At 68.1% G+C, this 6604-nt stretch carries 10 protein-coding genes and 2 tRNA genes; 9 read left to right on the forward strand and 3 right to left on the reverse strand.

Translation table 11 applies throughout. From position 1 onward, the window contains the following. The first annotated feature begins 179 nt into the window (after positions 1-179). Positions 180-785, forward strand: a complete 606-nt coding sequence (locus Q8R27_RS01770; protein WP_305697397.1) for a cold-shock protein — start codon at positions 180-182, stop codon at positions 783-785. Between the two features lie 133 nt (positions 786-918). Here the strand turns inward: Q8R27_RS01770 and Q8R27_RS01775 are convergent, their stop codons facing one another. Beyond that, on the reverse strand, positions 919-1290 hold the full coding sequence (locus tag Q8R27_RS01775) for an endonuclease domain-containing protein (protein WP_305697398.1): 372 nt from the start codon (positions 1288-1290) through the stop codon (positions 919-921). Positions 1291-1456: 166 nt separating this feature from the next. Between Q8R27_RS01775 and Q8R27_RS01780 the strand changes: the two genes are divergently transcribed. The 8 genes from Q8R27_RS01780 (at position 1457) to Q8R27_RS01815 (ending at position 4844) form a co-directional block, all read left to right on the forward strand. Further along, the gene (locus Q8R27_RS01780; protein WP_371134632.1) at positions 1457-1957 is read left to right on the forward strand and encodes a DUF192 domain-containing protein; all 501 of its coding nucleotides are present in this window, start codon (positions 1457-1459) and stop codon (positions 1955-1957) included. Beyond that, positions 1954-2406: a PaaI family thioesterase gene (locus tag Q8R27_RS01785; RefSeq protein WP_305697399.1), complete on the forward strand. Its 453-nt coding sequence runs from the start codon at positions 1954-1956 to the stop codon at positions 2404-2406. Before Q8R27_RS01780 ends, Q8R27_RS01785 begins: the two co-directional genes overlap by 4 nt. Before the next feature lie 57 nt (positions 2407-2463). Then, positions 2464-2540 (forward strand) — tRNA-Pro (locus Q8R27_RS01790). A gap of 35 nt (positions 2541-2575) precedes the next feature. After that, a complete protein-coding gene (locus Q8R27_RS01795; RefSeq protein ID WP_305697400.1) occupies positions 2576-2881 on the forward strand; it encodes an ETC complex I subunit in 306 nt (101 codons plus the stop codon). Positions 2882-2949: 68 nt separating this feature from the next. Beyond that, positions 2950-3026, forward strand: a tRNA-Arg gene (locus tag Q8R27_RS01800). Between the two features lie 153 nt (positions 3027-3179). Further along, positions 3180-3638 carry an SRPBCC domain-containing protein gene (locus tag Q8R27_RS01805; RefSeq protein ID WP_305697401.1) on the forward strand — a complete coding sequence of 153 codons (459 nt, stop codon included), beginning with the start codon at positions 3180-3182 and terminating at the stop codon, positions 3636-3638. 92 nt (positions 3639-3730) lie between these two features. Then, a complete protein-coding gene (locus Q8R27_RS01810) occupies positions 3731-4363 on the forward strand; it encodes a glutathione S-transferase family protein (RefSeq protein ID WP_305697402.1) in 633 nt (210 codons plus the stop codon). Positions 4364-4475: 112 nt separating this feature from the next. After that, positions 4476-4844, forward strand: coding sequence for a PRC-barrel domain-containing protein (locus Q8R27_RS01815; protein WP_305697403.1), 369 nt, complete (start codon positions 4476-4478; stop codon positions 4842-4844). 21 nt (positions 4845-4865) lie between these two features. On the opposite strand, the gene Q8R27_RS01820 is transcribed toward Q8R27_RS01815, so the two are convergent. Beyond that, positions 4866-5720, reverse strand: a complete 855-nt coding sequence (locus tag Q8R27_RS01820; RefSeq protein WP_305697404.1) for a kinase — start codon at positions 5718-5720, stop codon at positions 4866-4868. After that, positions 5720-6604, reverse strand: an 885-nt coding sequence (metC, locus tag Q8R27_RS01825; RefSeq protein ID WP_305697405.1) for a cystathionine beta-lyase, incomplete at its 5' end; no start/stop codon positions are given. The genes Q8R27_RS01820 and metC, both read right to left, overlap by 1 nt.

Below are 6604 nucleotides of genomic sequence, written 5' to 3' on the forward strand. Positions count from 1 at the left end.
TTCAACCTGGAGAGAGGGGTTCGACTCCCCTAGGGACTGCCAATTTGGCGCGTGAGAGCCTTTCGCCTGGAGCCCTTCCCCGGCGGAATCCCCATTGACGTGTCTCGGGTTACGAGAACACTGTTATAGTTGGCCCAACTCCGAGTGGGATCGGGGATGGAGACCGGGCCGAGGGGCAAATGGCTGGTTACGAATTAGACGGGGAGGATTCGCACGCCGACGCGGTGCGGATCACGGGTCGCGTGAAATGGTTTGATACGGGCAAGGGCTACGGCTTCATCGTCCCGGACGAGCCTGACATGACCGATCTCAAGGACGTGCTGCTGCACGTGACGTCCCTGCGTAACTCAGGGCGTGAAAGCTGCATCGAAGGCTCCGCAATCATCTGCGACGTGATTCGCCGACCGAAAGGCTGGCAGGTCGCCGAGGTCGTCGAGCTCGACGAGAGTTCGGCCCCGCCGGCGCTGGAGCGAAAGCCGCCCGAGGCCAACGGCCTGCGGCGCGAGCGCGAAGGGCCCGACCGCGGCTTCCACCAGCCGCGCCCCGTTCACCGGCCGTCGTCCGACGGGCCGCTGGAGCGGGCCAAGGTCAAGTGGTTCAACCGCGCCAAAGGCTACGGTTTCGTCGTCCGCGACACAGCCCCCGGCGACATCTTCGTGCACATCGAGACCCTGCGGCGATCCGGCCTGGACGACCTGCAGCCGGGCGACGACGTGATGGTGCGCTTCGCCGACGGCCCGAAAGGCCTGGTGGTCGCGGACATCGAACCGATCGGCATGGCCTAGGGGCGCGCGCCCCCTCCGTCACGCCCTTCGGGAACGCCACCTCCCCCGCTTCGCAGGGGAGGAGCTGGCCCTTCGCTCCTCCCCCGTGCAACGGGGGAGGTGGCCTCGCCGCAGGCGAGGTCGGAGGGGGCGCTCAGGGTGTATCCGGATCCCAAGCGCCCTGAGCCGCATCCAAGATCGACGCTGCGATCCCGTCCGGGTCCTCAAGTACGTCCGACGCCGCGTACCGCATGAACTTTACGCCCTGCTCGCGCAGCCAGGCGTCACGGCGCGCATCGCGCTGCGGCCGATCGCCGGTCCCGTGCGCATAACCGTCGACCTCGATGGCGAGATTTGGCTCTGAAAAGTAGAAGTCGAGCACATAGGGGCCGATAGGATGCTGGCGGCGGCAGCGCGGGACGTCGGGCTGGCGGTGTCGCAACCGGGCCCAGAGCAGGACTTCCGGCAGGCTCATGTCGCGGCGCAGGCGTTTCGCATTGTCGTGGGTTCGCTTCGGGGCGCGCATTCGGAAGCTTATGCGGCGTGCGCCCCCTCCGTCACGCCCTTCGGGCGCGCCACCTCCCCCGCTTCGCAGGGGAGGAGCTGACCCTTCGCTCCTCCGCGCAACGGGGGAGGTCGGAGGGGGCGCTTAGGTTGCGTGATGGTCGCTCCAGACGGTAGGCAGGGTCATGATGCGCTTAGCCCTCCGTCGCTCCCTCTCGATCGCCTGTGCCGCCGTGGCGCTGGCGCTCGGCGCCTGCGCCATGCCGACCTTGGCCAAGTCGCCGGCCTGCGTTCCCCAGCCCCAGCTCGGCAAGCTGGAGCCGCTGGAGATCGTCACCGGCCAGGGACGCGCCAGGCTCCTGGTCGAGGTGGCCGACAGCCCGCGCGAACGGGAGCGCGGCATGATGTGCCGCACCGCCATGGCGGCCGACCGCGGCATGCTGTTCGACTTCAAGACGCCCCAACCGGTGGCGTTCTGGATGGAGAACACCCTGATCTCGCTCGACATGGTGTTCATCCGCGCCGACGGCCGGGTGCTGTCGATCCAGCGCAACGCGCGCCCGCTCGACCGCACGCCCTTGCCGGCCGGCGGCGTGGTCCTGGGCGTGCTGGAGATCCCCGGTGGACGCGCGGCCCAGCTCGGCGTGCTGCCGGGCGACCAGGTGATCCACCGGATTTTCCCCAAGTGAGCGACGGCGAGGATCAGCGGCCCGCGCCGCCGGCGGGCTTCCTTGAGGCGCCGAACCGCGGGCCGTTCATGCTGCACAATGGCCCGATGTTCCAGAACCTGGAGGATCCGGTCGCACCGAAGCAGGCGTTCTTCGCGCTGCAGAGGCACGCCAACACCATGGGCCTGGTGCACGGCGGCATGTTGTCGGCGTTCATGGACACGGTGCTTGCCCAGGCGGTGCAGAAGGTGACCCTTCGCGCCGGCGTCACTGTGCACCTCAGCGTCGATTATCTGGACGCGGCGCGCCCTGACCACTGGGTGATCGGCGAGGGGCGGGTGACGCGGGAAACCCGCGACGTGGTGTTCGCCGAGGGCGACGCCTGGTGCGGCGGTCGCCACGTGGCCCGCGCCACCGGACTGTTTAAGATGATGCGTCGCCGCCCTTTAGACGACGCTGTGACGCCGTAGCGTTTGCCGTGGAGGCAAAACGCTTATAGGCAACGCAGCTTGCCGGCGCCGGCCAGTCGGGGCGTAGCGCAGCCTGGTAGCGCATCTGGTTTGGGACCAGAGGGTCGGAGGTTCGAATCCTCTCGCCCCGACCAAGGCGCCGGTAGTGGGAATACCCAGGGGACCGCTCATGCTCGCGCGCATCTATCGCCCGTCCAAGACCGCCATGCAGTCCGGCAAGGCCAAGACCAAGGACTGGGTGCTGGAGTTCGAGCCGGCGCGGGCGCTACGATCAGACCCGCTGATGGGCTGGACCGAAAGCACCGACATGAACGGCCAGGTGCAGCTCGCGTTCGACACTCAGGACGAGGCCGTCCGCTACGCCCAGGCCCACGGGCTCGCCTTCCAGATCGCCCAGGCCAAGACGCCCAAGCGGATCATCAAGACCTACTCCGACAACTTCGCCTTTGGCCGCAAGGTGCCCTGGACCCACTAGCGGTCCTGACGCGGCGATTGTTCGCTTGCACCTCCACGCTCGAAGCCCTACCCGGCGGAGGTCTCCGAGCGCCCGTAGCTCAACTGGATAGAGCACCCGCCTTCTAAGCGGGCGGTTGCAGGTTCGAGCCCTGCCGGGCGCGCCATGATCGGGGGCGGCGCATCGTCACCAACATGGCCGGTCGGTGATCGGCGCGATGCGGTGAGACCGGAACGCCTGTTGCCCTGCGCGTCAGGGGACCCTTACGTTCGCGCCGTGACGACGATGGGCGTTGGCTTCCTGGGAGAGGGATCAGGACATGGCGCATGACGAGCGACCCAGGGCGCGGGTGACAATGCTGATCAAGGCGCCGGCGCAGGCGGTGTTTGGGGCCTTCATCGACCCGGCGGTGCTGGCGAAGTTCTGGCTTTCGTCGGCGTCTGCTCCGTTGCGCGTCGGCGAGCCCGTCGATTGGCGATTCATGGTGGACGGCGCGACGGCCAGACCGGTGGCGACCCGTCTCGTTGTCGATGAACACATCGCCTGGCGGTGGTCGGATGGAACGGTGCAGATCGATCTCGCCCCGTTTGACGGCGGAACTGCAATCACAGTGATCAACGAAGGCTTTCCGGGGGATCAGCAGGCGCAGGTGGAAGCAGCCCTCAATGCGACCGAGGGCTTTTGCATCGTGCTCTGCGACCTGAAGACCCTGTTGGAAAGCGGCCGGTCGGCGGGTCTGACCCGTGCGAAAGCCCAACTTATCGAAGCGCGACGCTAAGATCGACTTTCGACCCGTCTCGGACGTCGAACCGAGGCTGCTAGTGCTTGGCGATCGCCAGTTCGGTGGAGCGATACAGGAGGCGCGCTGCGATGAGCGGACTGATCATCTGGACCTACGACTGGGTGCCGGAAGGCCCACGCGGCTTCGTGCGCGATCTCAGGCTGCGATGGGCGTGCGAGGAAGCGGGTCTCGGCTATGAGGTCCGCACGGTCCCGTTCGAGGGCCGCGAGACCAATCATCTCGATCGCCAGCCGTTCGGCCAGGTCCCGTTCTTGGATGACGGTGGGCTGGAGATCTTCGAAAGCGGAGCGGGACTGCTGCACCTGGCGCGCAAGAGTGAGATGCTGATGCCGCGTGATCCGGCCGGCGAAGCTGAAACACTGCAGTGGACGATCGCCGCGCTCAACTCGATCGAGATGGTCAGCGTACCGTGGTGGTTCCTGAAGCTGAGCGGAGACCAGGACAACAAATTGACCGGCTGGATGACACAGCGCCTCGACCACCTGGAGAGAGTCCTCAGCGAGCGGACGTGGCTGGCGGCCGGTCGTTTCACCATCGCCGACCTGCTGATGGCCGATGTGCTGCGGATTTCCGACGTCCGCGCGTTCGGTGATCGGCCCGCGACTGAGGCCTATGTGAAGCGTGCAACCGAGCGCCCTGCGTTCAACAAGGCGCGGGCCGACCAGATCCGCATGTTCGAGTCGGCTGACGCATCGCGCTGAGCCGAAAACGCCCACGCGCCTCTGGCGCACGGGAACGGCCGCGCCTCCCGCCCGTTCCCCAGGGGCATGTCGAGCGGTCCCGCCGGGACCGCCGTGCATCGTGGGGACCCCGATGTCCGTAGCTCCCAAGCCGTCCGAGCATGACCTGATTTCGGCCCATCGCGTCGAGGGCGCGACCGTCTACAGCGCCGAGGGCCGCACGGTCGGCGTGATCCGTAACCTGATGATCGAAAAGCAGAGCGGCCATGTCCGTAGCGCCCTGATCTCCAAGGAGGGTACGTCCGCCGCGAACCAATGGCTGGCGCCGATACCCTGGTCGGAATTGCACTACGACACCGACCTCAGCGGCTACGTGGTCGACGCGGCCAAGCTGGAGAACGCCCCTTGGGTTGAGGGGGACGCGGCGCTCGAGAGCGACCTTCCCTGGCGCGGAAAGGTGTTCAGCCACTGGGTGGCGCAGAACTACTGGGGCATGAGTTAATCGCAGCCCCGCGGCGCCGGCTCAGGGGATCGGGCTGCGGCGCTCATCCAGCCGGAACAAGAGGTCGGCGCGCCCAGGCATCTCGTTCAGGATGTGGCGGGTGATCCGCTCGTAGTGGGCGATGAAGCGGGCGATCTGGGCGTCGCTCATCACGCCCGGGGCGTGTGGCGCGCGCAGGCGCAGCTTCGCTTCCTGCTCGATGCGCCAGGCGAGCACGGTCTCGAACCCTGGCGCCTGGAGCAAGGCCAGAGTGTCGAGCCGGCCGAACAGCGCCTGGTACGGCCCGGCGAGCGCCGCATTGATGTAGCCACGCCAGACGCCGGCCGCGTCCTCCTGTGCTTCCAGTGCGTTGATCGGCGTCGTCAGGGCGTCAGCCTTCTGCGCGACCGCGCCGACACACCAGCCTTCGAACAGGATCACGTCGGCGGGGCCGTGGAACGGCTCCCACTCGGCGGAATCGCGGCGGGTGTCGCGGCTCTTGTCGAAGCGCGGAATACGAGTCTCGCCTGACGCGTGCAAGGCCTCCAGCGTCGCCTCGCCCAGGGTCACGTCGTGGGTGCCTGGCGGACCGCGGGTGGCGAGCAGGGGATGCACTTGGGCGGCCAGGGCCTGACGAGCCTCGCGGGTGAGGCACAGGTCGTCCAGCGACAGCACGGCGCAACGCAATCCCTGTTGGGCCAGCAGGCGCGCGGTGACGGCGGTGACGGTGGACTTGCCGCTGGCCTGGCTGCCGCACAGGCCGACGGTCACCGGGCGTCCCCGCGCCTTGGACAGGGCGGCGATGTGCTCGGTGAAGGGGACGCAGATCGCCTGGACGCTTGCCCGGAAGGCTTCCGGCAGCCGCTCGGCCGCCATGAAGCCGTCCAGCCAGTCCATCAGCCGGCGTGGCTCGCGTAGACCGCCAGCGCCTGGGCGAGGTCGGCGACCAGGTCGGCCGGGTCCTCCAGGCCGATGTGCAGGCGGATCAAGGGGCCGGGGTAGTCCCGCAGGTGATCGCGGCAGTGGAGCTGCTGGTCGCAGCCGATCGCCAGGCTCTCGAACCCGCCCCAGGAGAAGCCCAGGCCAAACAGCTTCAGCGCGTCCAGGAAGGCGTCCACCGCGCTTTGTGGCCCAGGCGTGAGGGCGACGGCGAACAGGCCGCAGGCGCCGGTGTAGTCACGGCTCCACACAGCATGGCCCGCGTCGCCGGGCAGGGCCGGGTGCAGCAGGCGCACGACCTGCGGCTGGGCAGCCAGCCACTGCGCGATGGCGAGGCCGCTGGCGCCCTGTCGCGCGAGCCTGACGGGCAGGGTGCGAAGGCCGCGGAGGATCTGGTAGGCGTCGTCGGGCGACACCGACCAGCCCAGATGGATGATGCCGGCCTCCAGCGCGTGTAGCAGGCCTTTGTCGCGCGTCGCGGCCGAGCCCATGAACACGTCGGAGTGACCGCCGACGTACTTGGTCAGCGCCTGGGCGCTGATGTCCACGCCGTGCTCAAGCGGCTTGAACAGATAGCCGGCCGCCCAGGTGTTGTCGGCCAGCGTCAAGATGCCCCGCGCCCGGGCGAGCGCGGCGATGGCCGGCACGTCCTGCATCTCGAAGGTCAGCGAACCTGGCGATTCCAGCACGATCATCCGCACAGCGGGGCCGGCTTCGCCGACCAGCGCCTGCGGCGACTGGCGAGGATCGTAGAAGCGCACCGTCACGCCGAAGCGGGCCAGCACACGGTCGCAGAACCGGCGGGTGGGTTTGTAGATGGTGTCGCAGACCAGCACCTCGTC

It is taken from the genome of Phenylobacterium sp. (genome assembly GCF_030697305.1).
In the GTDB taxonomy this organism is placed as follows: domain Bacteria; phylum Pseudomonadota; class Alphaproteobacteria; order Caulobacterales; family Caulobacteraceae; genus Phenylobacterium.

Bases quoted from the DNA above. Each gene is read 5' to 3' on its own strand.
- Q8R27_RS01775 (WP_305697398.1), bottom strand. From the start codon at position 1,290: ATGCGCGCCCCGAAGCGAACCCACGACAATGCGAAACGCCTGCGCCGC.
- Q8R27_RS01780 (WP_371134632.1), top strand. From the start codon at position 1,457: ATGCGCTTAGCCCTCCGTCGCTCCCTCTCGATCGCCTGTGCCGCCGTG.
- Q8R27_RS01795 (WP_305697400.1), top strand. From the start codon at position 2,576: ATGCTCGCGCGCATCTATCGCCCGTCCAAGACCGCCATGCAGTCCGGC.
- Q8R27_RS01815 (WP_305697403.1), top strand. From the start codon at position 4,476: ATGTCCGTAGCTCCCAAGCCGTCCGAGCATGACCTGATTTCGGCCCAT.
- Q8R27_RS01770 (WP_305697397.1), top strand. From the start codon at position 180: ATGGCTGGTTACGAATTAGACGGGGAGGATTCGCACGCCGACGCGGTG.
- Q8R27_RS01810 (WP_305697402.1), top strand. From the start codon at position 3,731: ATGAGCGGACTGATCATCTGGACCTACGACTGGGTGCCGGAAGGCCCA.
- Q8R27_RS01805 (WP_305697401.1), top strand. From the start codon at position 3,180: ATGGCGCATGACGAGCGACCCAGGGCGCGGGTGACAATGCTGATCAAG.
- Q8R27_RS01820 (WP_305697404.1), bottom strand. From the start codon at position 5,720: ATGGACTGGCTGGACGGCTTCATGGCGGCCGAGCGGCTGCCGGAAGCC.